Raw genomic sequence first — 26746 nt, forward strand, 5'->3', positions numbered from 1 at the left:
TAAAAAACCCGGCCGAAGCCGGGTTTTTTTGCAATCCACTAAAATTATTTGATTTTAGCTTCTTTGTAAAGTACGTGCTGGCGTACAACCGGATCGAATTTTTTCAATTCCAACTTTTCCGGTTTGGTACGTTTATTCTTCGTAGTGGTATAGTAGTGACCAGTACCAGCAGAAGAAACCAGCTTGATCTTCTCGCGAACACCCTTAGCCATGATTCAGTTCCTTAATACTTTTCACCGCGGGCACGCAAATCGGTCAAGACCGTTTCGATACCCTTCTTGTCAATCACACGCATACCTTTAGCAGATACACGCAGCGTTACAAAGCGTTTTTCGCTCTCAACCCAAAAACGGTGAGAGTGCAGGTTGGGCAGAAAACGGCGTTTGGTCGCATTCATTGCGTGGGAGCGGTTGTTGCCGCTCACCGGGCGCTTGCCAGTAACTTGGCAGACTCGGGACATGTCTATTCTCCAAAAATCTAATCAGCTCGAGCTTCGTAAAAGGTGTTAGCCGCCTCGTCAGGCTTTAGAGCCCATCTCAGCACATTCACTGAGGAGAGACTCTCAACAGATTTAAATCTGCTGAGATAAGCTCTCAACGCCACACCCAGGATTCTCAAAGGTGGCATAGTATACGCTTTGAAGCGCAAGTGCTCAAGTCCCGTGCAACTAAAGATCCCAGTGGATCGCGAGATCCCCGTGAGTCGCGGAAAAAAAGACTTACAACCACCCCTTTTCGGCAAAAGAGACGTATTCTCCCGCACCGATAACCATATGGTCGAGTACCCGAATATCCAGGAACATGCACGCCTTTACGACCAAATCGGTCACTTCCCGATCGGCACGACTAGGCACGGCGCTACCCGACGGGTGATTGTGCGCTAAAATAATCGCCGCTGCATTGATTTTAAGCGCTTCACGCAGTATTTCACGCGGATGCACCTCAACGCTGTTCACCGTACCTTGAAACATCTCCTGATGTTTAATCAACCGATGCTGGTTATCGAGAAACAACACCATAAACACTTCACGCTCCCGGTTGGCCAACAATAGGCGAAGATAACCATGGGTGATCTCGGGACTGGTCAGTGCGTCTTCGCGCATCATATGTGACGAATAAAAGCGTTGCGCCATCTCGCCAATGGCCTGTAGTTGAGTATATTTCGACACTCCCATCCCTTTAACCGAGCATAAGGCTTGGCGATCTGCGCAAATGACTTGATGCAGTGAACCGAACCTATCCATAAGGCTTTCGGCATACTGCATAACGTGAATCCCCCGTGCCCCAGTCCTTAAGAACAGCGCCAGGAGCTCACTGTTGGTCAGCGCGTTCGCACCAAACATCAGTAATTTCTCACGTGGCGCCAGTTTAATATTGTGCCATCCTTTTGGTTGTTTCATATGACCGCCCCCCTTTAGCCGGCTATATTGCCACCACGGACCGGCCGGTTCGACCTGCGAAGATAAGGGTTGCGGCGACGGCTGCAAATTAACAGCGGATGCTACCCACCAAGAGAGTTGACGGTTAACCAGAAGGGTTATGATAAAATGTTTTTTACTTAAGCTTACAAGCGGACAATCGAGATGACGGAACTTTCCGGCAAACATATTGTACTTGGCGTCAGTGGTGGTATCGCCGCCTATAAAAGCCCTGAACTGGTACGTCGTTTGCGTGATCAGGGCGCGGAAGTCAGAGTCGTCATGACACCTGCGGCCAAAGCGTTTATTACCCCACTGACGTTACAGGCAGTCTCGGGTTATCCCGTCGCGGATGACTTGCTGGATCCGGCAGCCGAAGCGGCGATGGGCCATATTGAGCTAGGCAAATGGGCGGATTTGGTTGTATTGGCGCCAGCCAGTGCCGACCTGCTGGCGCGTATCGCCGCTGGCATGGCAAATGACCTGTTAAGTACGGTATGCCTGGCCACCGCCGCCCAGATCGCCGCCGCGCCGGCCATGAATCAGCAAATGTACCGGTCTGCGGCCACCCAGGCCAACCTGCGTACCCTCGAAGCACGGGGCTTACTTCTGTGGGGACCGGACAACGGCAGCCAGGCCTGCGGCGATATCGGCCCGGGCCGCATGCTTGATCCCCTTGAATTGGTCGAGCGGACGCGGCGCCATTTTGTTATTGATCATTCCCTGCAGCACCTCAATATCTTGATCACCGCCGGTCCGACACGCGAATCACTTGATCCGGTTCGTTATATTAGCAATCACAGCTCCGGTAAGATGGGTTTTGCCATCGCTAAAGCCGCGGCGGACAAAGGCGCCCATGTCACGCTGGTCGCCGGGCCGGTTGATTTACCGACCCCACCTAATGTCTGGCGCGTCGATGTCACCAGCGCCCAGGAGATGTGGGCGGCCGTGATGGAAGATATTACGCACCAGCATATTTTTATCGGCTGTGCCGCCGTGGCGGACTATCGCGCCGCCGAACCCGCGCCGGAAAAGATAAAAACCCAGGGCCGGGAAATTGCCTTAAAGATGGTTAAGAACCCCGATATTGTCGCCGACGTTGGTGGGATGAACAGCCATCGCCCCTTTGTCGTTGGATTTGCGGCCGAAACCCATAATATGGAAGAATATGCCCGACAAAAGCGCATCGCTAAAAATATGGATATGATCTGCGCCAACGACGTATCCCTGGCCGATCGCGGTTTTAACAGTGATTCCAATGCATTACATCTATTTTGGCAAGACGGGGATACCCGGCTACCGCTGAGCGGCAAGGCGCTGCTTGGTCAACAACTACTTGACGAGATTGTCAGCCGTTATGATGAAAAAAATCGACCTTAAAATTCTGGATAAACGAATCGGCGATCTGTTCCCGCTGCCGACCTATGCCACCGGTGGCTCAGCCGGCCTGGATTTGCGCGCCTGTATTGATAATGCCCTGGTGGTGGCACCCGGTGAAACGACCTTGATTCCCACGGGTCTGGCGGTGCATATTGCCGATCCCAGTCTTGCGGCAATGGTATTGCCCCGCTCCGGCCTAGGCCATAAGCATGGCATCGTGCTGGGCAACCTAGTGGGTCTTATTGATTCGGATTACCAGGGGCCGCTGATGGTGTCCGTATGGAACCGTGGACAGCATGTTTTTACTATTGAACCAGGCGAACGTCTCGCGCAAATGGTCTTTGTTCCGGTCGTCCAGGTTGAATTCAATGTCGTCGACGATTTTGACCTAAGCGAACGCGGCGAGGGTGGTTTCGGCCATTCTGGACGGCAATAGGCATTAAGGCCGGTCTTTCCCCTGGCATCGACAATTCATTTTATAAATGCTGTAACAGCCTGGTCTGTTACAGCCGATGCCTGATGTTTATTCTTTATTGATGGCGTTTACCCAGGGATCTATTCGGTATGACAGAAAAAAAGAGCGTGAAACGTAACCGCCGCGAGGAAATTTTGCAGGCATTAGCGCAGATGCTTGAATCCGGCGACGGTAGTCAACGTATCACTACGGCTAAACTGGCGGCCACCGTTGGGGTTTCCGAAGCGGCGCTGTACCGGCACTTCCCCAGTAAAACCAAAATGTTCGACAGCCTGATCGAATTTATTGAAGACAGTTTGATCTCCCGTATCAATTTAATATTACAAGATGAAAAAGAAACCATTGCCCGTCTACGCCTGATTTTACAGCTGATATTGGGTTTTGCCGAACGCAACCCTGGCCTGACACGTATCATGACCGGACATGCGCTGATGTTTGAACAAGATCGGTTGCAAGGACGGATTAACCAGCTCTATGAGCGTATAGAAGTGCAGCTACGCCAGGTGCTGCGCGAGCGGAAATTACGTGAAGGCGAAGGATTTGAAATAGACGAGGCGCTGCTGGCCAGTCAACTGCTGGCGTTTTGCGAGGGCATGCTGTCACGGTTTGTGCGTACTGAATTCCGCTATTCACCCACCCATGAATTTGAGGTGCGCTGGCCACTGCTGGTCGCTCAGTTGCGTTAACGCCGGATCGGCGGCGGTGATAATGATTACCCGCCGCGCGTTTTATCGAAAAGAGCATTGCCGGACGCAACCCATAGTGTCCGGCACAGCGCTCAGATGTCACTCAACATCAGACACCGTACTGGCGCTGATAGGCTCGCACCGCTGCCAGATGATCGGCCATCTCGCTCTTTTCTTCCAAATAGTCAATCAGGTCCGCCAGCGTCACAATGGCGATAACCCGGCATTGGAAATCGCGTTCCACTTCCTGAATAGCCGAAATATCATCCCGGCCTTTTTCCTGCCGGTCGAGTGAAATCAGCACGCCCGCCAAGGTTGCCTGATGGGCGGCGATAATTGCCATGGATTCACGAATAGCGGTACCGGCGGTAATCACATCATCCACCAGCATCACCTTGCCTTGTAATGGACTGCCGACCAGGTTGCCGCCCTCACCGTGATCCTTGGTTTCCTTACGGTTAAAACAATAAGGAACATCGCGTTCATGATGTTCAGCCAGCGCCACTACGGTAGTGGTAGCAATGGGTATGCCCTTATAGGCCGGACCGAACACCACATCAAAATCAATGCCGGAGTCCATCAGCGCCGAGGCGTAAAAATGCCCGAGCAACGCCAAATCGCGACCGGTGTTAAACAACCCGGCGTTAAAAAAGTACGGGCTGATGCGCCCTGATTTAAGGGTAAACTCACCAAATTTCAACACCTGTTTGTTTAAGGCGAATTCGATAAACTCACGCTGATACGCTTTCACCAACTGCTCTCCCCGCGATCGGGCGCCCGTGGCGCCGACATAAAATTATTCAGCCAATGCGGCCTTTTGGGCCAGGACCAGACTATCGATACCACCACGCGCCAACTCAAGCAGGGTGATTAACTCTTCCTGGCTGAACGGCTCGCCTTCGGCAGTGCCCTGCACTTCAATCATGCGGCCATCTTCCATCATCACCACGTTCATGTCGGTTTCCGCCACTGAGTCTTCCACATACTCCAGATCACAGCGCGCTTCACCCTCCACAATACCCACCGAAATGGCCGCCACAAAACCTTTGAACGGGTCGGTCTTAAGCTGGCCTTTCTGGCGCATCACCGCCAGGGCATCGGCCAGCGCCACGCAGGCACCGGTAATAGACGCGGTGCGGGTACCGCCATCGGCCTGCAGCACATCACAATCCAGGGTGATGGTGTATTCACCCAGCTTCTTTAAATCCACCGCCGCGCGCAGCGAACGGGCAATCAAGCGCTGAATTTCCAAGGTGCGGCCGCCCTGCTTACCGCGTGACGCCTCACGCGCGTTACGGGTATGGGTGGCTCGCGGCAGCATACCGTATTCCGCAGTGATCCAACCCTGCCCTTGTCCTTTGAGAAAACGCGGTACCCCCTCTTCCACCGTGGCGGTGCACAGCACACGGGTATCGCCAAATTCGATCAGCACCGAACCTTCAGCATGCTTGGTAAAATGGCGGGTAATGGTAACGGGACGCACTTGCTGTATCGCTCTGCCTGCTGGACGCATTGGGTCTCTCCGGGCTGGTATTGGGTGTGTTGGCTGCGCATTATACGGTCTTATGAACCAGATGCCTATCATGCCAGGCCTTGCATCGGTATAATCCCCTAAACTTTCCTAAAGACGGGCACGTATATGATCCGCAGTATGACCGCATTCGCGCGGCGTGAAGTTAAAGGCGACTGGGGCAACGCCGCCTGGGAGCTACGCTCCGTTAATCAACGCTATCTGGAAACGTATATCCGTTTACCAGAGCAGTTCCGCGGCTTGGAACCGGCCATCAGGGAACGCACCCGCAACCGGCTGACCCGCGGTAAAATTGAGTGTAATTTACGCTTCGATGCAAATCCCCATGCCCAAAGCGCGTTGATCTTAAATGAAGCCCTGGCCAAGCAACTGGTCGAGGCCGCCCAGTGGGTCAAGATGCAAAGCGACGAGGGTGAGATTGATCCGATGGAAATCCTGCGCTGGCCGGGTGTGATGGCCGCGCAAGAACAGGATCTGGACGCCATTAGCGCCGATCTGCTGGCTGCCCTTGATGCCACCATGGATGATTTTATCCTGGCGCGAGAAACCGAAGGCGCGGCCATGAAGGTGATGATAGAACAACGCCTGGCCGGGGTCAGCGTTGAAGTCACCAAAGTGCGCCAGCAAATGCCTGAAATTCTGTCATGGCAACGCGAGCGTCTGGTGGCCAAAATGGAAGACGCGCAAGTCCAGTTGGAAAACAACCGCCTGGAACAGGAACTGGTGCTGCTGGCCCAACGGGTGGACGTCGCCGAGGAATTGGATCGCCTGGACGCCCATGTCAAAGAGACCTACAACATTCTTAATAAGAATGAGGCCGTTGGCCGCCGCCTGGATTTTATGATGCAGGAATTCAACCGCGAATCGAATACCCTGGGGTCAAAATCCATCAACGCCAGCGTCACTACGTCAGCCATTGAGCTTAAGGTGCTGATTGAGCAGATGCGGGAACAAATTCAGAATATCGAGTAATCTACCACATAACCTTATTTTCAAATAAATGTCCCTAAAAGCCAGTAGCTTACTGGCTTTTTTTTCCAATAGGGGCAATGTATGATTGCTTTTATGACGGCAACTCGCCTTTGTAAAAGTGCCCTCAACTGGCAGAATTGCTTACAATGTAACCATGACGTATAATTATCGAGAGAGGAATATTTGAATTGGAGGCTATGATGTCAACCAAAGGTGTTCGCCAGAGCGGAATTTTGGCCAAGCCAAAAAAACCTAAGAAAGAATTGTCATATCTTGACGTGCAAGTAGCAGCACGTGGGGGTGACGAAGCATATAGGTTTTATGTCGAGAACGGTAAATTGCCCGTTACTAAGTGAGGCTGATTGTTAGTAGTCAAAGTATCCGACCTTTTTAAACGATCCGAGAATTGGTATTCCTTCTACGTTTATTTTTATAAGCTTTGCGGTGAATTGCCTGATATATTTGGCCGCGATGCTGAGCTTGATTTGGATGATTTTTATCATATACATTTAGCGACCCATGAAAAAATACAAGCAAAATGGCGAGCGACAGCCATTCAATATAATTGAACTACGAAAATCAATGAGCCCAACAATGATTATTGGCTGATTTATGCTTTTGATGAATTACATAACGAATATCTTTTATTAACTATCATTGGACCTGATGCGCATAATCGCACTGATTGGAACTATTTTCTACGAACGATAAACCATGAAATAGTTATACCTTGGATTAATGGCTCTGTTATATACGATGAACCTGAAGAAGAATAACTGGCTACGCATGGAGCAGATGATTGATTTCATCAAGAATTGACCTATTCCATGGTGGTAGAGCGATGATCAGTTTGTCGGCGTTAACCCCAGCATCGTAGGAGATATCGCCACCAACAATATTCACGCCCACCTCAATTTGATGCATACCAGCATCGGATGGCATTTTCCGCCAATGCATTGCTGATGTTCACCTGCCCATGATCGCAATAACCTATTAATGAGGTCCAGTGGTTGAGCGTGTAGTCCATGGCCTGACGGGTCAGCGATCCCTTCATTATCTTGCCGACATTCTGCTCCAGCCATATTTTAAATGCCTTGAGCAACGGCAGGCTATATTGCTGACAGGTCAGGTATTTATCCGTTTCACTGCGCCCCTGCAGGCTCCGTTCAATGCCATACAGTTTACCGATGTAGCCCAGCGCCACATCCGCTTTAGTGGGTTTGCCTTTGGCAGATTTTGCGCCCTTGGGGACCGCTTTGCCCGCTTCAATATATTTGCGCCGGGCATGATCCCAGCAGCCGATACGCACCAGCTTGTTTTCACGGCACACCGCGTCATAACCGGCATAGCCATCGGTTTGCAAAATACCCGTGAATCCCGCCAACAGGCGCACGGGAACGCTACCGGCGCGGCTCGGATCATACTCAAACAGCACTGAGGGTTTATCGGGTGGGCCACCGCGTATCACCCACATCCATTTGTCCGATTGGGCGGTTTTGCCTTCTTCTTTCAGTACCTGGATGCGGGATTCATTCATTTGCAGGTAACGGCTGCTGTTTTACAAATAGTCGGCACGTTGCTGAGATGTCATGATTGCGCCCTGCATTTATGGTAGACAGCGGCAGTGTGGCGCAGTTAATCACTGAAAAAAAGATGTCGACTTAAGGGCGCTTACGTTAAACCTGCCTAATTTATGAAGCTCAAAGGTATAGGACTAACCCATATCAAATGGATTTTTTGGTGTTCCGTCATTCAGTAACTCAGACGCGATGGCATTTACCTCGCCCTGAACATACGCCCAATATTCAGGATTATCGAGGGTTCTCTCTTTAATTTGCTTAGGGATAAAGCGGCTCATTTCCATATTGAAGTCATTACGTACTTCATCTTCCGACATTAGCTTGGCTAACTGAACAGACAGTGCCTGTCGAAAGTCTTCTGTTTGCTTCTGTCTGGCGGTGAGTTTCTTTTCAACCAGTGTCTTGGATAAATCAATACCGCGCTGCTTAATCCAAACAATATCCCAGATATCGCGAGGCTTGATACGTCTTGCGCGATACGCTAACGCGATCAGCTTATCGGCCAGTGTTTCTTGTAACGATTGTACAGGAACCAAAATCCCTTCAGTCGGTACAACAATATCGTAATGATTGATTAACGGGCGCTTTTCGATATCGAATGACGGAATAGCACAGACGTCAATATGCATTTTTTGCCGTGGTAAGTCAGGACGATTAGCCTCTTTTACAATACTAATTTTCCAAGAAACGGTATCCCCTTGCTGCTCGCCAGAGGGTTTGTTTACCCAAACTTCGGTTTCATACTTGTTCTGAATATAGGTTTGGATTTCGGACTCCAGCCCCTCAAACTCCGAGGGTTTGAAATCATGACCGCCATTGAAATCAAGATCTTCCGATAGCCTGCTGCTGTTGTAACACATCCGTAATGAGGTACCACCAATAAAGGTTAATCGCTGCATGACACCTTGTTTGATCAGCACATCCATAATATCATGATGCAAGATCTCTTTTTCTATGGCGGGTGTCACTGCCGCATAGTCAGGGTTTGACTGGACGATTTGGCGAATTTGTTGCTTCAGCATACTTTCTCTCCCACACTCTTCCTCATACTTAGCTCTCCAACATATGTAGATTACGCTGGCAGTGCTTTAGGTCTGCAATCGCTTGTTCTTTATGCGCGCGATACATTTTGATGTCGGGGTCATAGTACAAATTAGGTGCAATTTGCTCGACTGGTTTTTTCGTGTGGGTAAATTCGATCACGCCATAAGGCGTATCAAAACAACCGCTTCGACCTTTAGTGACTACCGTAACTCTTCCCATCACGACTTGTGAAATATCGCCGGTATGACTGAGCTGACTTTCTAAGCTGATGTAGTTCAATACGCCACTGCGCAACTTTTTGATGATTTTATAAATGGCAGTCTCAGGCTCAGGTGGTGTAATAACACTTTCATAGAAGCCTTTCACCACTCGTCTTAGTAGCCCCTTATTAACACAATCTACTAGGAACTTTCTAAAGGCTGAGTCACAAGGCACACCCAGCATAAAAGCAAGCTCTGTTGCACTGTGAATGCCACCGCCAACGTTCACCGCTTTCGCTAATGCGTTTAATAGCTCATCAGATTTAGCCATAGGTCTACACTAAGTTACCAAATAAGTAACTTAGTGTAGACCTGATGCTGGACTTCTGCAAGACAAAGGTCTACAGATTGTTACTTAATAAGTAACAATCTGTAGACCTGTTAAGCCGGAGTAACCTTCGCTCTCGAATCTTGTATACGGCCAGATAGGGACACTATAATGTTCATATTGAGCCTTTTTCTATAGAATTGGATACTATGATATCCACCTCAACCCATAAATCGGTGCCGACTGGCAGCTACTCGGTCAGCAAAAACGCATCGTCACGCCCGGACAGAACGAAAAATAGTATCTGGCCGGTGCATTGCACAGTGGGACGGGCAAAGTCAGTTATGTCGGCGGCAGCAGTAAAAACTCGGCGTTATTTATCAGCCTGCTGAAACATCTTAAGAGCACGTATCGACGGGCAAAAACCATCACACTGATCGTCGATAACGAGAAATCACCGTTGCCGTTCAATGTGGCAATTGCTGAACACAGTGCGCCACTTTATGAAAACGGTCAGCCCATTTCCCGGAGGGAAGCATGGCCAAGCAAAAGTGTAGCGGTATTAGGATCATCTATTTAGTCTCTAGGTGGCATTGCCCGTCGACTTTCCTGTTCCCCCAGACCCTTCGCCGCTGTATCCGTATGCCGGCGTCGCCAACCAGGGCCAGTGTCGGTTATATGGCCTGGGCTCCCAGTCCCGGCAAGCCGGAACCGCATACACCTTATCTTCTGGAACAAAGGCATACCACAAGAATGTATTGGCGCCCCTCCAGGAGGCGACCACCTGATCTTCAACACGCTCCGATTTGTTGCATCACGATACAATTATATGATAAATAAAGTATTTATTTAAACTATCAGATGTATCAAACCTAAAAATCAATGACATTCAGAATGAAAAAGCAAGAATAGGCCTTACCGCTTACGTTAAGCACATGATATTAATAAACGCACTAACTACATCATCCCGGATTGGAATAAACAGATGTCTTATATCATTAAGGGGTTGGACGGCAGTGTTTTTGAACATCTCTACGGTTTATCAGACTGTAAACTGCAAGAGCATGGTGCTATCAGAATTAACGTTGATAAACCCCAAGCCTATCCTGACCGAATTTCATTGAGAGATATTCCCGTTGGAGAATATGCCATATTGCTCAATCACACTTTTTTGGATAGTCCGACGCCATATCGAGGGTCACATGCAATATTTATCTGGGAAGGGAAAAAAGAAGCGGCTATTTTAACCGATTGCATACCCGAGGTTATGATTTCAAGAACAATATCATTACGTGCATTCGATAATAATGACATGATGATTGATGCCGCAATTGCGTCCAATGAGAAAATTGAAGAAAATATATTAATATTTTTTGAAAATACTCAGATAAAATACATCCTTGCTCACAATGCTAAACAAGGCTGTTTTTCATGTCGGATCACCCTGAATAATAGGCAAAACAACACATTTAATGAAGGTGAAGCATGAGACCGTCAGATTATATTCGATTACTTTTTTTAGCCGCAATATGGGGAGCCAGTTTTCTCTTTATGCGGGTTGCTGCACCGGCATTTGGTGCAGTGAACACGGCATTCTTAAGAGTTTTTTTTGGTTTAGCCGGTCTAACTGTCATTCTTTTATTACTTAAATCCTCATTTCGGTTTGATGGTAAATTCAAGCATTCATTAATACTTGGGGTTATTAATTCAGGAGTGCCGTTCTTTATGTACTGCTTGGCAGCCAGATGGTTACCGGCGGGGTATTCAGCAATACTCAATGCCACAACACCATTGATGGGAGTGATAATCGGATTCGCTTTTTTTGGTGAGAAGTTGACGGTAAAAAAATCGCTCGGGGTATTGCTGGGGCTGGCAGGGATAATAGTGATTACCACTGTTGGGGAAGTCAACGCCACCGGTAGTGTGCTTGCAGGCGTTATTGCGTGTTTGGTTGCGACAGGATGTTACGGCATGGCTGGGTTTTTGACTCGTCGCTGGATATCAAACAAAGGCGGACTTGATCCTAAAATAGTCGCCTTTGGCAGCCAGATGGGCGCTACTCTATTTCTGCTGCCGTTCTTTTGCTGGTCAGTTGGCACGGGGCCAGTGATCAACTGGTTTCAGGGATACGTGTGGGCAAGTGTGCTTGCGGTCGGCTTAATCTGCACCGCACTGGCTTATATTCTCTATTTCAGACTGATAGCTGACATTGGCCCCCTTCGTTCTTTAACGGTGACATTTCTGATTCCACCTTTCGCAATATTGTGGGGTTATCTTGCATTAGGCGAAACCATTACGGAAGGTTTTATCATCGGTTCATTCATTGTCGGTATTGCCGTATGGATGTTAGTGAGTCCAGAAAAGACCACTAACATCATAAAAAGTGGTACGGTTAGCTGATCTTTTAGCAAACCGACACGAGAAACAACAGACCCGCCGGTCAGGGAATCTCAGTACACGAAAAGATACCCTGCGACGCACCTAACGACCTGAATCCGCTGGCTTATAGTCGGCAGTAATACCCTTCGTGTTGCCCGCCAGCATAGTATCAGAGGGAACATGAGTAGCCTGAAGCCGGTACACAAGGGTGAAGCTGAACAGCATAACGGCGGCCGAGGCCAGGCACAACGTACCCGCGCCCCATCGGTCCAACATGCCCGAACCGACCAGCGCACCGGTACCCACCGCACCATTGAATATGGCGGCGTAAATAGCCGATGCAGGTAGCGCTGCGTCACCAGCGAGGCGAATCACCCAGGCCTGGATACCCACAAACAGTACCGCGACACCCAATCCCCACCCCAGAACCAGAAGAATCGCCATCGTCACGCCATCCGCGCAGCCCATGCCGATCACCAGCAGGCATAACGCCATGACAAACAGCGCCGTTGCCAGCATGCCCTTGAGATGGCGGTCGATCAATGCGCCGCATAGCAGATTACCCACCAACCCAGCGGCACCGAAGGCGAACAGGCACACAGCAACCCACGCCGTTGAAACATGTAAGCGTGAGGACAACAGCACCTCAACATAAGTGAAAGCCGCGAAATGCGCAATGATCGCCCCAGCCGCAATGACGTAAAGTCGCCGCAGTCCGGCGTTGCGCACGACCACCAGGAACTGAGCACGCTGCAACGGCGCGGTACCGGCCATTCTGGGTAGCAGTCCGGCCAGCGCGATACCGGTGGCGAGCGAAAGAATGCCCAGACAGGCGAAAGCGGTTCTCCAACTGCCATGGCTACTGATCACGTTGACCATCGGTACCCCCAGCACGCTGGCCACGGATACGCCCCCAAAGATGATTGCCGTGGCTAGCCCGACTTGGCGCGCCGGTACAAGCTGTGCGCCAAGCGTCCCTACCATGGCCCAGAACGCGCCATGGGCCAGTGCACCGACCAATCGTGCCATCAGCAAGATGCTAAACGTGGTACTCAATGCGGCAACGCCATTGGACAAAGCAAGCAGCAATAACAACACGACCAATAAGGGTCGGCGCGGCATCGCGCTGAGCGTCAATACGGCAAACAATGCCGCTATTGCACCGATCCAGGCATAGGCGGTCACCACCAGCCCGGCGCGGCCAGGCGTTTGGGCGAGATCGCCAGCAATACCCGATAGCATACCGATGGGGGCGAGTTCGGTGGTCACTACCGAAAACGCACCTACACCCAATAAGGCGACGGCAGTCCAGCCACGCAATCCTGCAGATGAAGAAGCTACGCTCATGCCTTCACTCCGTTCACACCGTCCAAAATGCCATACGGTCCATAGAACGCCTCCATGTCCATGCAGCCCAGTTCCATGGCCGAACCGGTGAGGTTTTTTCCACCTGTATGATGTTGCATATTTCCATCTCCTGTCTCATTGTGTAAGCGCTAGTATGCTTTCTGAAATTGGAGTGGTATATGGACAAAAGTGAAGGTCAGGTTTCCGATTTCGGAAAACAAAAAACCGCTGTATTGCACTGGGATGATGCTCGCGTGTTCCTGGCAGTTGCTCGCTCGGGCACGCTCAGTGCGGCGGCGAAGATGCTGGGTCTGGGGCTGGCCACCGCATCGCGTCGTCTGGAGCGGTTGGAGGCGGCATTGGCCGTTGTTCTGTTTACCAGAGACCAAGGCGGGCATCGGCTCACCGATGATGGCATGGCGCTCGTCAGCAAGGCCGAGATGCTCGAACAGGCGGGTCATTCCTTCGGCGCAGAGGCGATGGGCCGCACTGAACAAGTGGCAGGCCACGTGCGGCTTGCAACAGCACAAGGCTTGGCCGACTACCTGATTATTCCAGCATTGCCGCAGTTGTTGGACCCACATCCTGATCTGACGTTGGAAATCGTCACCGGCGTAACCACAGTCAACCTGCACCGACGCGATGCGGATCTGGCGATCCGCATGGTCAAGCCTGAATCGGGTAACGTGAGCATTCGCCGTCTGGGCGTGCTGGGGTTTGGCCTGTACGCCTCGTCGTCCTATCTGCAGCGGCGGTTATCTCAGGATGATGCCTCGTCATTCGAAGCGGATGCTTTCATCGGCTGGTCAGAAAATCAGCAGCATTTGCCGGCCGCAAAATGGCTAGAGCGCACCTTACACGGGCGGCCCTATCGGCTAACGACCTCTACGCTGTCAGCGCAAGTGGCGGCCACTCGCGCCGGCTTGGGCATGGCAGTGCTGCCACATTACTTGGCGCAAGCGCATGGCCTGACCTGCTTACGCGAAGATCTCGGCGTCGACCAGCCGATTTGGCTTGCCATTCACGCGGATCTGGCGCATTCACGCAGGGTCCGTGTTGTGGCAGACTTTCTCTGCGAAAGGGTGCATCAACAAACCCGGCAGCTCAAACCCGGCAGTGCTGATACGACAACGACAATATAACCCATAGCGATAGCTTTCTATGATTGTGCTTAGCTAACACCGCACGTTGAGCGAACTATTATTTTTCGTCGTTGACCTGCATCATTTAAAAAACGTTACAGAATCAGCGGACTGTAAGGCTACGCCATGTCCGTCCAATTTTAGCACCGGCAGTATATTGTTGTGGTGCACAATAATTTGTTCAAAAGACAGACCGCTTTCGTCGCAGGTGGAATGACCATCCTCAATCAGCGTCACATCAAACCCCAGCGCCACTGCCCGGCGTACAGACAAATCCACACAATATTGCGACATGAAGCCCCCAACCACCAGATGAGTGACGCCCATGGACATTAAAACCGACAGAAGCTCCGTTTGGTAAAAGGAGTCGCTGGTGGTTTTACTGATAATGCGATCGTTATCACCGACCTGAAGTGCCTGATGGATTTGCCAGCCTTCACTTCCCTGCGCAAGGCGATGCCCTTTGATCCCGGCATGTTGAATAACAATAACGGGGATACTGGCTTCATTAGCTCTGTTCTTTACTTGGCAGAGACGTTGCACTGTTTGTGCAAAATAATGATCTATCTTGGGCTGTCGAGCTGGTGCACCGACTCCCCACAAGACATCACGTTGAACATCAATCAGTAATAGCGCTGTTTTCATTAAGCCAAGCCTTAATAATTAGAGCTACTTTTGTGGACGATAAACCATCAAATAGCTATGCCGTGGATTAATAGCTTTGTTATTCATGATAAACCGAAAGATGAATAACCAGCCGTATGTACAGACAAGGGTATCTTAGCCTAAACAATCGCTTAAGGACTGACTTTTAAGTAAATCCTCAATATACGTAACCTAGTGCATTGTTTATATTGATAATTTCACTGGCATGAGTTTACTACAATGAGTCCGACTCTACGTTTAGGCTTCTTTTTTTTGGCTGATGATGTAAACCAACCTTGCAGGGAACTGTGGTAGAGTTGAAGGTATACATACCAGTTTTGAAATAAAAAGATTTATAAAGAAGAACACACTATAAACCCACGCAAACGTGGGTTTATGCTGCATGGTATTAAAAATTCCGTTTTGTCTACTGCCCTTGATATTACCACTGCTATATTGATAGCCAAAAAATAAACGTTATTAACTATTCCGTAAGTGTTCCTTCACAACAAAAATGGACACGCCCCTAAGTTATAGGGACGACTCCTTATGCTTTGATTGAATATTCCCTTTGTGGGTAATGCAGGTTAATGTTATAGGGAACATACTTTACTAAACGCTGCACTCGGTGGGGAATGTCTACCCATCGCTGAAACGCTACACTGAGGGCGGCAGCGCATCCTGGAGAAGATCATGAACTTAACCGACACATTCGATATCTCCAATGACCCGCTTGCCGAATGGCCCACGGCCATTTCCATCACAATGGGAGAGCAGTTCTGAAGGCAGAACTTTCCCTTGCCGAAGCGCGGCGCATTGCGCTTACGGCACAAGGCTTCAACGCGATGCATCGCCACGAGGCCGTCAGCGTGGCGCAACTGCGCAAGGGCGTCGATCGACTCGGGCTGCTGCAAATCGATAGCGTGAACATTCTCGTTCGCGCTCAGTATATGCCGCTGTTCTCACGCCTGGGCGCTTACCAATCCGCGCTCCTCGACACGCTAGTGGCAGCCAAACCCAAACGCTTGTTTGAATATTGGGGGCACGAAGCCTCGCTGCTGCCCATCGACTGCCAACCATTATTGCGCTGGCGCATGGATCGTGCGCTGCGCGGCCAGGGCGTATGGCGGCAACTCGAACCCTTTGCCGGGGAGAAGCGAGGCGAGGCCGAGGCCCTGCTCGCCCGCATTGAGGCGGAAGGTCCGCTCGCCGCTTCCGATATGGCGGGCAGCCGAGCCATGAAGGGAATGTGGGCGTGGAGCAACGCCAAACATGCGCTGGAATGGTTGTTCTGGGCGGGACGGCTCGCCGCAACACACCGTCGGAGCAGCTTTGAGCGAGTATATGATCTGCCTGAGCGGGTGTTGCCTCGCGCTATCCTGCAACTCCCGACACCCCGCGGCGTTGATGCCCGACGAGCGCTTCTCGAGCGCTCAGCGCGCTCACTCGGTATTGCGACGGCAGACGACCTGCGCGATTACTATCGCCTCCCCACCGCAGATGCGCGACGGCCAATTGAACAATTGGTCGAAGAGGGGGCCCTCATCCCCGTGCGGGTGCGTGGTTGGCAGCAACAAGCCTATGTACATAAAGATGCGCGCGCTGGCCGCAAGCTCGAAGGTTCAGCACTATTGTCACCCTTCGATCCACTGATTTGGCATCGTTCGCGAACCGAAAGATTATTCGGGTTCCGCTACCGTCTCGAAATCTACACCCCCGCCCACCTGCGCGAGCACGGTTATTACGTGTTGCCCTTCCTGTTGGATGGGGCGCTGGTCGCCCGCGTGGACCTGAAGGCGGATCGCAAAGCCGGCCGACTCCTCGTTCAGCGAGCACACATCGAGCCCGGGGCGCCGCACTGTACGCCGGAACGGTTAATCGAGGAACTTCGCCTCATGGCCGCATGGCTCGGTTTGCCGATACTCACCATTGCCCCGGAAGCTGTCATCGAGCCTATTTTTACGGCCCGCCACATCACGTTGTAGACATCATTGATAAAGAATTCTGGCTGCTGACCCGTACTCGTTTTTCGTCTAACTGTTCTATTAATGAGTCATTATCAGCTAGTATGACTCATTAATAGAACAAGGTACTTGTATCTTTTGAAAGGTATATCCATAATGTTCTATAAACAGGTCATTAATGCATTTTAAATCTCATTAATGGAACAGGAATATAGCAATGGCAAAACCTTCCACTCGCACGTACTCCCGCTATAGCCGTGATGTGGCCCGGTTGCTCGGGTTGATGATTCACAACAAGCGGATCGAACGTGAACTGACAATCGAGGAATTGGCGGAGCGCGCAGGCGTATCACGCGGCCTGGTCTATCGTGCTGAGGAGGGCGATATGGGATGCACGATTGGAGCCGTTTTTGAGCTTGCTACCATTGTAGGTGTACCTCTTTTTACGACAGATCAATCAACAATGACGATCCATATCGCAAACGCGGAAAAAATGCTCTCCCTTTTGCCGCACGCTATTCATCATTCGAAGCAGGTGGTGAAGGATGATTTCTAAAAAAGTCGTCAACGAAGCCTATGTGTGGATCTGGTTACCTGGGGCAATGGAACCCGTTGTTGCTGGCCTGCTGAGCCGAGAAGGTGAGCGGTTAATCTTCAACTACGGTCGCAGTTACCTAGAGCGGAACGATGCCGTTCCGATTTCTGAGCCGGAACTGCCACTGATGCGTGGCTCCATTGCGCCCGGAGTGGGGCTGAAGCTGGCGAGTGCACTGCGCGACGCGGCACCTGACGCATGGGGGCGTCGGGTCATACTTAATCGGCTGATGGGTGCCAAAGACATGGATAGCAGTGCGCTGGATGAACTGACGTACCTCCTCGAATCTGGTTCAGACAGAATTGGTGGTCTCGATTTTCAGACATCACCTACAGAATATGTCGCGCGTACTGCCCAGGCCGCCTCCCTTGAAGAACTGATGAAAGCAGCCGCAATGGTGGAGAACGGCGTGCCGCTGACGCCCGATCTTGATCAGGCTCTTTTTCATGGAAGTTCACTGGGTGGGGCTCGACCAAAAGCGATCATCGAAACCCAGGACTGCAAATTTATCGCGAAGTTCTCTTCTTCGACCGATACCTACAATATTGTGAAGGCTGAATACATTGCCATGCGGCTAGCTGCTGATGTCGGCTTGTGTGTGGCGCCGGTGCACTTCTGCCATACGGCGGGCAAGGATGTTATCCTGATTGAGCGTTTCGATCGATCGAAGTCTAGCGGTGGCTGGCAGCGCCGGCTGATGATCTCGGCACTGACCCTTTTTGGCCTTGATGAGATGATGGCACGATATGCGAGCTATGAAGAACTCGCGGACATCATCCGTCAGCGTTTCGACGAGCCGAAAGCAACGCTGCACGAGTTGTTTGGCCGCCTGGTTTTCAATATCATCTGCGGTAACACCGATGATCATGCCCGAAACCACGCTGCATTCTGGGACGGAAAAGTGCTGAAACTGACACCGGCCTATGACATCTGCCCGCAGAGCCGGACAGGTAACGAGGCAACACAAGCGATGCTCATTATAGGTGAGAACCGAATGAGCAATCTTGCCGTTTGCCTGAGTGCAGCACCGAAGTTTCGGCTGAACGAAACCGAAGCCATTGAGATTATCACGCATCACATCGAAACCGTGCGTGCTCGCTGGACAAGTATTTGCGATGAGGTTGCATTGAGCGAAGTGGATCGCAAGTTGTTTTGGCGGCGGATGTTCCTCAACCCATTTATTTTTGAAGGGGCACCTGAAGCCATACTGCGGCTGGCATAGGTTTGATTGGCCAACACCAAAACGTCACACCGAAGGCCGGCGTATGCCAAAGAAGAAGATGACCCTATCCTACACGACCAGTCTATCCAATGACCGGCTTGCCGATACTCACCATTGCCCCGGAAGCTGTCATCGAGCCTGTTTTTACGGCCCGCCACATCACGTTGTAGACACCATTGATAAAGAATTCTAGCTGCTGACCCGTACTCGTTTTTCGTCTAACTGTTCTATTAATGAGTCATTATTAGTCATTACGCCTCATTAATGGAACAAAAACCCAATTCATGACAAAACAGTCCACTGCCTCATACTCCCCTGATAACCGTGATGTAGCGCGGTTGCTCGAGGAGCATTGTCTCATGGCTCGTATTGCCGATACCCACCAGCATATTAACTCGCCGTTCACCGTCATCTTCCAGGTCGCCTTCGGAACCCTATTCAAGGATATGATAAACGCTCACTGCATAATTACGTCATACCCAAAGCGTTGCGGGCTGCAGATTTTAGCCGTCTATTTTCGGGTTTATATCCATATCCACTCTATAGATTCCGAGTGTCAAGCGTCGGTCACCACGGGTCGGTAAAATAAGTGAAGCACGTTTCACCCGCGCCCACCGGAAGTATGCGCACCATCACAGATAAGATAAAAAGCAAAAAACCGTAAATATGAAGTTAATTTCCTCAATTGTTTTTATCACTGATCGATTCTTATACTGACCTTATACCGGAGCGTTATCTTGCTTCAGATATCAGAAAGCAGATCACCCTATTCCTTACTCATCAATAACAAGTAACGACGGTTATTGCACCAAATAATGCAATGGCGTTTTAGCCATTCGCTTCCTTAAAAAAATGAGGGAAGTTCATTATGCTTACTTATCCTGTACTCACTATAAAAGATAAAATAGGTTATGGCTTGGGCGACATGGCAAGCGCACTGGTTTGGCAAACCGCAACCTTATTCCTGGCCTATTTCTACACGGATGTTTTCGGCTTGCCGGCGGCGGTAATGGGCACCATGTTTTTAGTGGTGCGCGCCGTGGATGCCTTTATTGATCCCTGTATCGGCGCCATTGTCGATCGGACCCAAACCCGATACGGCAAATTTCGTCCCTGGCTGCTATGGTTTGCCGTGCCGTTCGGCATCAGCTGCCTTATCACCTTTTACGTGCCGGATCTGGCGCTAACCGGGAAAATCATTTATGCCAGCGTGACTTATTGCATTCTTTGTATAGTCTATTCGGCAATTAACGTGCCTTATTGCGCTATGCCGGGAGCCTTGAGTCAGGACCCGCGCGAACGTCACTCCATACAGTCCTGGCGGTTTGCTTTATCTTTTATCGGCGGATTGGTGGTAACGGTCATCGCTTTACCACTAGTTGACTGGTTGGGCAAAGGCGACGCCAAGCAGGGCTATTTTTACGCGATGAGTCTGATGGGTTTATTAGGCATCATCCTGTTTTTCTGTTGTTTTGCCATGACCAAGGAGCGTTATCAACCAAAACGCGAAGGTTCCGGCTCAATGCTCAGCGACCTTAAATCTCTCTGGCATAACCCACAATGGCGAATTGTATTTATCTTCAATATATTACTGTTGGTGGCGGTGGTTACCCGGGGTTCGGCAACCATTTATTACGTAAAATATGTCATGTTAAAACCCGATTTAATATTTCCATTTATCATTAGCGGCATGATCGCGGCACTGTTTGGTGCGTTATTCTCGGAAATGTTGTTGGGTAAATTTGACCGGGTTAAATCCTATCAATGGATGATTCTTTGTTTTGTTATTTGCGGCTCTATACTTTTTTTTATTCCACCCCAAGACGTATGGTTAATATTCGCCATCAATATTGTTTTTAGCTTTATGCAGAATCTGACCACGCCGTTGCAATGGACCATGTTTTCCGATGTGGTGGATTATGAAGAACACAAAACCGGACGCCGCCTGGATGGGCTGGTGTTCTCCACCGCTCTTTTCGCCATTAAATTCGGCCTGGCGATGGGCGGAGCCGTGGTGGGTTGGGTTCTGGGATTTGTCGATTATCTGCCGAATCATGCCGAACAGTCGTCATTGGTCATGACGACCATCAGCGCACTCTTCACGCTGATCCCCTCGGTACTGTTTATCCTGATGGGATTGCTGTTATTCACCTACAAGCTCAATAGCCGCTATGTTCGCGATATTGCGGCAAAATTGGCCATCAAACACCAACAGCCGCAGCACCCAGAGGAACCAACGGGAACTATTGCTCATGTATAAAAGGAGACGTTTATGACAGACCTCTATCACGATACCACCAAGTCGATTGACGCTCGTGTCGCTGATTTACTGGCGCGGATGACCGATGAGGAGAAATTCGCCCAAATGCATGCCTTGTGGCTAATCCTTGCTAGCGATGGTCACCATAAAGAACGGACCGATTTAAGTGATGAGTTTAGCGGAGCCAGTGCGTCGCAGGCGCTGGCGGCCCAAATACAGTTGGGCATTGGGCAAATTACTCGCCCACTGGGTTCCCAACCGGTGGACCCCGAGGAAGGGGTCCGGGCATTAAACCGACTGCAGAAAACGCTGGTGGAGGATACCCGTCTGGGTATCCCCGCGATGTTTCATGAAGAGTGTCTGGTCGGGCTGCTCTGCCAGGGTGCCACCCTGTTTCCCTCGGCCCTTAACTATGGTTCAACCTGGGATCCGGCCCTGATCGAGCTGGCCGCTGCGGCAATCAGAGAAGAAGCCAAAAGCATCGGCTGCCACCAGGGACTGGCCCCGGTATTGGATGTGTCGCGAGATGTCCGTTGGGGACGCACCGAAGAAACCTTCGGCGAGGATCCCTATCTGGTGGGATTGATGGCCTGCGCCTATGTGCGGGGATTACAAGGGCCCAAGCGGGATCTGCTGGCGACATTAAAACATTTTGTCGGCCACTCATTCAGCGAAGGCGGGCGCAATCACGCGCCGGTCCATCTCGGTTTCCATGAGCTGAATGACACCTTTTTGCTGCCGTTTGAAATGGCGGTCAAACTGGCCCATGCCGGCTCGGTGATGCCTGCTTATCATGATATCGATAATCAGCCCGCCCATAGTGATAGCTATTTACTAACCGAGGTGCTGCGCCGCCAATGGGGGTTTGACGGTCTGATTGTCGCGGATTATGGCGGGATCAGTTTATTGCATCAGCATCATAACGTCAGTACAGACGCCGCCGAATCAGCGGCGCTGGCGTTTAACGCTGGTCTGGATATCGAGCTGCCGAAAGGCGACTGCGCCGAACACCTTGCCCAAGCGGTTGACCGTGGCCTGATCACCATGACAACCATCGATACTATCGTAGCGCGCATTTTGCGGGAAAAATTTCGCCTCGGCCTGTTCGAACATCCCTACGTCGCGGAAAACGGCATTCGATTGCAGCAGGAAGAGACTCGTCGGCTGGCACGTCAGGTCGCGCTGCAGTCCATTGTCGTATTGGAAAACCGCGGCATACTTCCCTTATCACCGGCGGCAGGGCAAAAATTAGCGGTGATCGGCCCTACCGCCGATGATCCACTGGCCTTATTGAGCGGCTATAGTTTTCCGGTGCATTTGATCATAAGCGATATTGATGCTCAGGCCGGGCAAGTCATCACGCCGCTGCAGGCGTTGCGCGACCTGTTCGGCCAGGACAATGTCGCTTATGCCAAAGGTTGTTTCATATTGGAAAAACGCCAGGCGGGGGCCCCGGTATTTCCCGGTGACAGTGGCAACACGCTGCAGGTGTCGCCGGTATCGAAAAATCTGAGTCTGATACCTGCCGCAGTGGAATTGGCACGACAGAGCGAGGTGGCATTGGTGTTTGTCGGCGATCTCTCCGGACTGTTCCAGAGCGGTACCGTGGGCGAAGGTTCGGATACCGATAGCTTGCAGTTGCCCGGGGTACAACAACAGTTACTGGAACAGGTGGTCGCCACCGGCACCCCCACCATTGTGGTGATGACCGGTGGAAGACCCTATAACCTTAATGGACTGGAGGACAACATTGCTGGCTTCATGATGGCCTTTGCTCCCGGGCAGGAAGGCGGTTCAGCCATTGCCGATATTCTTGGTGGCAAGCAGTCCCCGTCAGGCCGAATGGTGATTTCGGCGCCTAAAAGCGCCGGCGCATCCCCCTACTATTACAACCACAAGTTGAAAAGCGGCGGCACGCCCATTGCCTTTTCCTTTGGTTCACGCTATCCGTTCGGTTATGGTCAGAGCTGGACTCATTTTACCTATCACGATTTTCAGCTTTGCGGATCGCCGGTGGCGATAGAACAAGGCGAAGTGGTAGCGCGAATCGTGGTGACCAACAGCGGACCGGTGTCGGGGGTTGAGGTGGTCCAGTTATACATCCGCGATATCGTGGCTTCGTTGGTGCGGCCGATCCAGGAACTCAAAGCCTTCCAGCGCATCGAACTGGAGCCGGGGGAAAGCGCCACGCTGGTGTTTCATATTCCCACCGACATGCTTAATTTTACCGATCGCCAGGGGCGCCGGGTGGTAGAACCAGGGGAATTCGAGGTGCAAATAGGTGCCTCCAGCGCCGATATTCGGGCTAAAGGCCGAATAACCGTTGCGGGAGAATGCTATGTGCTGCCCCAGGCTTGGCGAATGGAGAGTTATTGCCAGGTGGAAACGAATAAACAGATCATCGCTAACTAAAGAATATCGAGGACTGACCTGGTGCCAAAATAGGTCAATCCTTGTTTCCTAAATTAGCATTCGTGACGCAGCTCCGGAATCGTTTAGAAGCCCTGCTACTATCTGGTTTAGGCAGATATAAATCTGCTAAGTGCTACCCTGATTCCCGCCTTGTGCGGGTTTTTTTTCCTGAATGTCTCAGGGTAGCAATATGCAGTAAACTCCGGAATCAACACCGTCTTGATTACATCAATAATTAGCGAACATAACTGGCTGTTCAGCCATTCTCTACAGGCGTATTCTCCTGACGTTGTGCATTATTTCTGGCACCATTAGCCACTACCACGGGATTCGAATCATGGCTACGACCTGACATTGGAAGATCTAAAGGGATCTTAATATCCTTAATGGTAGAACGAACACTCACTTTTTCTATCAACATATCATTATTCATCCTCCCAGCCAGCATTAACGGCGTCTCACAGTTATTATTGGGGAGACAGGCATCAGCACCATACTTTATTAACATAGCAACTTTATTATGATCTTTCATTCTCACAGCAAAATGTAATGCCGTATCACCATTATAATTTCTCAAATTAACATTTGGTTTATATTTAGCTAGAATCTGGTTAAAAAAATCATCATTTTTATTTTTTTTAATGAGCAACATAATAACTGTAAATCCATATTTATCTTGAACATTGGCATCCACGCCTTTATTTCTCAGATTTGATAATAATTCTGGATCTGGCTCAATTACATTATTTATGTTAAGCAAAATATGTTGATTATTTCTAGTTACAGACCGTGTAGACTGACTCTGTTTATCAAGATTCTTAGCATACCAAGAATAAACAAGGTCATCATTTATTCTTGGTTCTTTGTTTTTTATGTGTTGAACGTTTAAATTTATCTCTCGCATTATCCTTTTGGGAACGTTCTTCATGATACTATTCATATAGTATTGATTATGCACACTTTTTATAACACTGTAGTTTATTTTTGTAACATGCAAAGGACAATTGACACTTCCAAGTGAAAGATGCGTTTGCACAAGATTAGTCATAAATAACCTCTATATTAAATGTTAATTAAACGACGACGCGTAAGTACACGTTGCTCTATAGCTATATCCGAAATTAACAAGTAGTGAAATAAAAATTGTTATTCATAAGAGCCTTTGTTGATTTTTTTAAGTCAGTCACGTTATGCGTTACATCAATTTCGTTACATCAATTTAAGTGACATGTATCACAGTTTTACATATCCATAGCCGCTTAACTGCATCTCACGAAATCACAGTTGAGGAAATGAAATGAACGTAGAGACCAAGTCTTGTGTGGTGACCGGGAAAAAATCCGTTGCTGTCATTTCACAATCAGTGGAATATTCTGGTAAAGGAACCTTGGTTAAAGTATCAAGAGGGGGAATTTGCGGTTCCGATCTCCATTACTATCAAGAGGGCGCGGTAGGCAATTTTAAAGTTCGGCAACCCATGATTTTGGGACATGAAATTATTGGCCGTGTGGTAAAAAGTGATACGCCAGGATTAATGATTAACCAGAGCGTAGCCATAAATCCCAGCAAACCCTGTAAGCATTGCAAGTACTGTCTTTCCGGCGAGGAAAATCAGTGTATCAATATGCGGTTTTTTGGCAGCGCTATGTATTTTCCACATGTTGATGGCGGATTTACGCAATTTAAAGTAGTGGATACCGAACAATGCATTCCGTTTGACAATGCCCTCGATGAGCATGTTATGGCCTTTGCTGAACCTTTAGCCGTGGCAATTCATGCGGTAAACCAAGCTGGCGACATCAAGGGCAAAAGCGTGTTTGTCTCTGGGGTTGGTCCTATCGGTAGTTTGCTGGTAGCAGCCGCCAAGGCCTCCGGGGCACGGGAAATTATCTGCGCCGATTTAAGCGAACGCTGCCTGGATATCGCGGCCAAAATGGGTGCGAGTCAAACCCTGCATGCGGCCACTGGTGACTTCTCCGCTTACGCCGATCAAAAAGGCTATTTCGATATCTCTTTCGAAGTATCAGGTCATCCCCAATCCATCACGCGTTGCCTGGAATTAACCCGAGCCAAGGGCACGTTGGTGCAAGTTGGCATGGGTGGCGTCATGCCTGAATTCCCCATGATGATGCTAATAGCCAAGGAGATTACGTTGTTAGGAAGTTTCCGTTTTACTACAGAATTCAATACCGCCGTCACCTGGCTTGCTAACGGTACCGTCGACCCGCTGCCGTTGCTGTCAGGTGAATATCCGCAGAACGAACTTGAGCAAGCGCTGATCTTCGCGGCAAACAAATCGTTGGCATCAAAAGTACAATTGGTCTTTTAAAATTAGGAAATTATAATGAACGATCTATTTTCACTTAAGAATAAAAAAGCCTTGATTACCGGTTCCGCTCAAGGAATTGGTTTTTTACTGGCCAACGGTCTGGCGCAATCAGGGGCCGAAATCATCGTTAATGATATTACTGCCGCCCGTGCGGAAAAAGCCGTGCGACAATTGCAAGATCGGGGTTACACCGCCTATCCCGCCGCCTTTGATGTGACACAAAGTCAGGCCGTCAATAACGCTATTGAGCAGATAGAGTCAGATATCGGCCCCATAGATATATTGATCAATAACGCCGGTATTCAGCGGCGACATCCCTTTACTGAATTCCCGGAAAAAGACTGGGATGACATTATGGCAGTGAATCAAAAAGCGGTATTTTTGGTATCACAAGCCGTCGCTCGCAATATGGTGAAACGCAACCAAGGTAAAATAATTAATATCTGCTCAATGCAAAGTGAACTCGGCCGCGACACCATTACACCGTATGCCGCATCGAAAGGTGCAGTAAAAATGCTGACCCGCGGTATGTGTGTGGAACTGGCCCGCTATAATATTCAAGTTAACGGTATCGCCCCCGGTTATTTTAATACCGAGATGACTAAGGCCTTAGTCGAAAACCAGGAATTTACCGCGTGGCTGACCAAACGGACTCCGGCCGCCCGGTGGGGTGATCCACAGGAACTCATCGGCGCAGCGGTATTCCTTGCGGCCAAAGCGTCAGATTTTGTCAATGGACACCTTATATTTGTTGATGGCGGTATGCTGGCTGCAGTCTGAATATAGTTCCAAAAAAACCAATAAAAATAAATGACGAGGGCCACCTCGGTGGTGACTT

At 50.0% G+C, this 26746-nt stretch carries 26 protein-coding genes and 2 pseudogenes; 15 read left to right on the forward strand and 13 right to left on the reverse strand.

The genetic code is table 11. The features are described from left to right. Positions 1-44: 44 nt before the first annotated feature. The 3 genes from rpmG to radC form a co-directional block, all read right to left on the reverse strand. Positions 45-212, reverse strand: coding sequence for a 50S ribosomal protein L33 (gene rpmG / locus SJI19_RS17650; protein ID WP_012882902.1), 168 nt, complete (start codon positions 210-212; stop codon positions 45-47). An 11-nt stretch (positions 213-223) separates the two neighbouring features. After that, entirely contained in the window at positions 224-460 is a 237-nt protein-coding gene (rpmB, locus tag SJI19_RS17655) for a 50S ribosomal protein L28 (protein WP_132924257.1), read from the reverse strand. A 258-nt stretch (positions 461-718) separates the two neighbouring features. Beyond that, on the reverse strand, positions 719-1399 hold the full coding sequence (gene radC, locus SJI19_RS17660) for a RadC family protein (RefSeq protein WP_323479582.1): 681 nt from the start codon (positions 1397-1399) through the stop codon (positions 719-721). A gap of 183 nt (positions 1400-1582) precedes the next feature. Here radC and coaBC point away from each other — a divergent pair, with 183 nt between their 5' ends. The 3 genes from coaBC to slmA all read left to right on the forward strand — a co-directional run bounded on the left by coaBC (position 1583) and on the right by slmA (position 3958). Continuing rightward, positions 1583-2797, forward strand: coding sequence for a bifunctional phosphopantothenoylcysteine decarboxylase/phosphopantothenate--cysteine ligase CoaBC (gene coaBC, locus SJI19_RS17665; protein WP_323479583.1), 1215 nt, complete (start codon positions 1583-1585; stop codon positions 2795-2797). Beyond that, positions 2775-3233, forward strand: coding sequence for a dUTP diphosphatase (gene dut, locus SJI19_RS17670; RefSeq protein WP_323479584.1), 459 nt, complete (start codon positions 2775-2777; stop codon positions 3231-3233). Before coaBC ends, dut begins: the two co-directional genes overlap by 23 nt. A 128-nt stretch (positions 3234-3361) precedes the next feature. Beyond that, a complete protein-coding gene (gene slmA / locus SJI19_RS17675; RefSeq protein WP_323479585.1) occupies positions 3362-3958 on the forward strand; it encodes a nucleoid occlusion factor SlmA in 597 nt (198 codons plus the stop codon). Positions 3959-4067: 109 nt separating this feature from the next. Here the strand turns inward: slmA and pyrE are convergent, their stop codons facing one another. Both pyrE and rph read right to left on the reverse strand, forming a co-directional pair. Then, positions 4068-4709, reverse strand: coding sequence for an orotate phosphoribosyltransferase (gene pyrE, locus SJI19_RS17680; RefSeq protein WP_323479586.1), 642 nt, complete (start codon positions 4707-4709; stop codon positions 4068-4070). 45 nt (positions 4710-4754) lie between these two features. After that, positions 4755-5471, reverse strand: coding sequence for a ribonuclease PH (gene rph, locus SJI19_RS17685; protein ID WP_323479587.1), 717 nt, complete (start codon positions 5469-5471; stop codon positions 4755-4757). A gap of 126 nt (positions 5472-5597) precedes the next feature. On the opposite strand from rph, the gene SJI19_RS17690 reads away from it, so the two are divergent. Beyond that, on the forward strand, positions 5598-6461 hold the full coding sequence (locus SJI19_RS17690; RefSeq protein ID WP_323479588.1) for a YicC/YloC family endoribonuclease: 864 nt from the start codon (positions 5598-5600) through the stop codon (positions 6459-6461). 780 nt (positions 6462-7241) lie between these two features. On the opposite strand, the gene SJI19_RS17695 is transcribed toward SJI19_RS17690, so the two are convergent. From SJI19_RS17695 to abiEi, 4 genes and pseudogenes are all read right to left on the reverse strand, one after another. Next, positions 7242-7385, reverse strand: coding sequence for a hypothetical protein (locus SJI19_RS17695; RefSeq protein ID WP_323479589.1), 144 nt, complete (start codon positions 7383-7385; stop codon positions 7242-7244). 7 nt (positions 7386-7392) lie between these two features. Next, positions 7393-8019 (reverse strand): annotated as a pseudogene (locus tag SJI19_RS17700) (IS66 family transposase); the annotation flags it as partial. Between the two features lie 156 nt (positions 8020-8175). Then, complete coding sequence (locus SJI19_RS17705; RefSeq protein WP_323479590.1) at positions 8176-9063, reverse strand: nucleotidyl transferase AbiEii/AbiGii toxin family protein; 888 nt, start codon at positions 9061-9063, stop codon at positions 8176-8178. A 28-nt stretch (positions 9064-9091) separates the two neighbouring features. After that, a complete protein-coding gene (gene abiEi, locus SJI19_RS17710) occupies positions 9092-9616 on the reverse strand; it encodes a type IV toxin-antitoxin system AbiEi family antitoxin (protein ID WP_323479591.1) in 525 nt (174 codons plus the stop codon). A gap of 208 nt (positions 9617-9824) precedes the next feature. On the opposite strand from abiEi, the pseudogene SJI19_RS17715 reads away from it, so the two are divergent. From SJI19_RS17715 to SJI19_RS17725, 3 genes and pseudogenes are all read left to right on the forward strand, one after another. Next, positions 9825-10170: pseudogene (locus tag SJI19_RS17715) on the forward strand (transposase); the annotation flags it as partial. Between the two features lie 428 nt (positions 10171-10598). After that, positions 10599-11102: a DUF1203 domain-containing protein gene (locus SJI19_RS17720; RefSeq protein WP_323479592.1), complete on the forward strand. Its 504-nt coding sequence runs from the start codon at positions 10599-10601 to the stop codon at positions 11100-11102. Then, on the forward strand, positions 11099-12013 hold the full coding sequence (locus tag SJI19_RS17725; protein ID WP_323479593.1) for a DMT family transporter: 915 nt from the start codon (positions 11099-11101) through the stop codon (positions 12011-12013). Before SJI19_RS17720 ends, SJI19_RS17725 begins: the two co-directional genes overlap by 4 nt. Before the next feature lie 81 nt (positions 12014-12094). On the opposite strand, the gene SJI19_RS17730 is transcribed toward SJI19_RS17725, so the two are convergent. Further along, positions 12095-13339: an MFS transporter gene (locus SJI19_RS17730; RefSeq protein ID WP_323479594.1), complete on the reverse strand. Its 1245-nt coding sequence runs from the start codon at positions 13337-13339 to the stop codon at positions 12095-12097. Beyond that, positions 13336-13458, reverse strand: a complete 123-nt coding sequence (locus SJI19_RS17735; protein ID WP_323479595.1) for a hypothetical protein — start codon at positions 13456-13458, stop codon at positions 13336-13338. The genes SJI19_RS17730 and SJI19_RS17735 overlap by 4 nt, the downstream gene beginning before the upstream one ends. A gap of 60 nt (positions 13459-13518) precedes the next feature. On the opposite strand from SJI19_RS17735, the gene SJI19_RS17740 reads away from it, so the two are divergent. Next, positions 13519-14481: a LysR family transcriptional regulator gene (locus SJI19_RS17740; protein ID WP_323479596.1), complete on the forward strand. Its 963-nt coding sequence runs from the start codon at positions 13519-13521 to the stop codon at positions 14479-14481. Positions 14482-14562: 81 nt separating this feature from the next. Here SJI19_RS17740 and SJI19_RS17745 read toward each other — a convergent pair whose 3' ends face one another. Beyond that, entirely contained in the window at positions 14563-15126 is a 564-nt protein-coding gene (locus SJI19_RS17745; protein ID WP_323479597.1) for a cysteine hydrolase family protein, read from the reverse strand. A 740-nt stretch (positions 15127-15866) separates the two neighbouring features. On the opposite strand from SJI19_RS17745, the gene SJI19_RS17750 reads away from it, so the two are divergent. The 5 genes from SJI19_RS17750 (at position 15867) to SJI19_RS17770 (ending at position 23579) form a co-directional block, all read left to right on the forward strand. Further along, on the forward strand, positions 15867-17111 hold the full coding sequence (locus SJI19_RS17750) for a winged helix-turn-helix domain-containing protein (protein WP_323479598.1): 1245 nt from the start codon (positions 15867-15869) through the stop codon (positions 17109-17111). A gap of 196 nt (positions 17112-17307) precedes the next feature. Then, positions 17308-17646 carry a helix-turn-helix transcriptional regulator gene (locus SJI19_RS17755; RefSeq protein WP_323479599.1) on the forward strand — a complete coding sequence of 113 codons (339 nt, stop codon included), beginning with the start codon at positions 17308-17310 and terminating at the stop codon, positions 17644-17646. Next, complete coding sequence (locus SJI19_RS17760; RefSeq protein ID WP_323479600.1) at positions 17636-18907, forward strand: type II toxin-antitoxin system HipA family toxin; 1272 nt, start codon at positions 17636-17638, stop codon at positions 18905-18907. The genes SJI19_RS17755 and SJI19_RS17760 overlap by 11 nt, the downstream gene beginning before the upstream one ends. Positions 18908-19775: 868 nt before the next feature. Then, positions 19776-21167: an MFS transporter gene (locus SJI19_RS17765; protein ID WP_323479601.1), complete on the forward strand. Its 1392-nt coding sequence runs from the start codon at positions 19776-19778 to the stop codon at positions 21165-21167. Between the two features lie 12 nt (positions 21168-21179). Continuing rightward, entirely contained in the window at positions 21180-23579 is a 2400-nt protein-coding gene (locus tag SJI19_RS17770; RefSeq protein WP_323479602.1) for a glycoside hydrolase family 3 N-terminal domain-containing protein, read from the forward strand. Positions 23580-23835: 256 nt separating this feature from the next. Here SJI19_RS17770 and SJI19_RS17775 read toward each other — a convergent pair whose 3' ends face one another. After that, positions 23836-24627 (reverse strand): ankyrin repeat domain-containing protein, encoded by a 792-nt coding sequence (locus SJI19_RS17775; protein WP_323479603.1) that lies wholly within the window; start codon positions 24625-24627, stop codon positions 23836-23838. A 249-nt stretch (positions 24628-24876) separates the two neighbouring features. Between SJI19_RS17775 and idnD the strand changes: the two genes are divergently transcribed. Then, on the forward strand, positions 24877-25908 hold the full coding sequence (gene idnD / locus SJI19_RS17780; protein WP_323479604.1) for an L-idonate 5-dehydrogenase: 1032 nt from the start codon (positions 24877-24879) through the stop codon (positions 25906-25908). Positions 25909-25923: 15 nt separating this feature from the next. Then, positions 25924-26688, forward strand: coding sequence for a gluconate 5-dehydrogenase (idnO, locus tag SJI19_RS17785; protein ID WP_323479605.1), 765 nt, complete (start codon positions 25924-25926; stop codon positions 26686-26688). Positions 26689-26746: the final 58 nt, after the last annotated feature.

The organism is Acerihabitans sp. TG2, from assembly GCF_035013185.1.
Classification (GTDB): Bacteria; Pseudomonadota; Gammaproteobacteria; order Enterobacterales; family Enterobacteriaceae; genus Acerihabitans.